The organism is Mycobacterium asiaticum, assembly GCF_001673365.1.
Classification (GTDB): Bacteria; Actinomycetota; Actinomycetes; order Mycobacteriales; family Mycobacteriaceae; genus Mycobacterium; species Mycobacterium asiaticum_A.
On the sequence record NZ_LZLS01000072.1, the window covers coordinates 1 to 1,007 of the forward strand.

Here is a 1,007-nt window from a genome sequence, read left to right on the forward strand (position 1 = left end):
GTTGCCGCCGCTGGTGGCCTGACTGCCGATGTCACCGAAATCGCCGTTGGTGGAACCGAACCCGCCGATCCCGCCCGTCCCGCCGCCGCCCGAGTCGCCACCGCGCCCGCCGGTGCCGCCCTGACCAAGCGTGCCATCGGTGACCGTCCAGGAGCCGACACCACCCGTGCCGCCGTCGCCCCCGGATCCGCCGGTACCGCCGACGCCGCCGGTGCCGCCGACACCCTGCATGCCGCCCGTGCCTTTGCTGGAAGTTCCGCCACGTCCGCCGTCACCGCCCTGTCCGCCGAGCCCACCTTCGCCGCCCTGTCCGCCGGCGCCACCTGTCGCGCCCGGATCGATCGCGTCGTCTCCCCGCGCTCCGGTGCCGCCGGTGCCGCCGACGCCTCCGGCACCCCCGTCGCCGCCCTTACCGCCGTCGCCGGCCTGCGCGCCCCCGGCACCGCCTGCTCCGCCCGCGCCACCGGTGCCGCCGGTGCCACCGATTTCGCCGGTCTCGTTGGTGTCATGAGCTACTTCGCCTGTGCGGCCGGTCCCGCCGGTGCCACCTGTGCCACCGTCGCCGCCGTCCCCGACCAGGCCGCCGTCACCCCCGACGCCGCCGGTGCCGCCGACACCGCCGGCGGTGATCGCATCCGCACCGTCGCCGCCGTGCCCGCCATGGCCGCCCGTGCTACCGGCGTCCCCTTCGGCGCCGCCGTCACCGTTGGTCGAGCCGGAGCCGCCGGTCCCGCCCGCACCGCCGGTGCCGGGGTCGCCGCCCCGGCCGCCCGCTCCGCCCGTGCCGTCGCTGAAGTCCCAGGTGCCCTGGGCGCCATCGGCTCCATCGCCTGCGACGCCGCCGGTTCCGCCTACTCCGCCGTCCCCACCTTCACCCCGGGTTCCGGCCTGTCCGGCCGTCGCGGTACCCGCGGCTCCGCCATTGCCACCCCCGTCGTCGCCCCGGCCAGCGCCCCGGCCGTCGCCGTCGACTCCGGCGGCCCGAGTTCGGTCGCCGCCAACTCGCG

General features: G+C 78.0%; 1 pseudogene. It reads right to left on the reverse strand.

Features of this window, described 5'->3' with window-relative positions:
• Positions 1-1,007, reverse strand: a pseudogene (locus A5634_RS28605) (PE family protein); the annotation flags it as partial.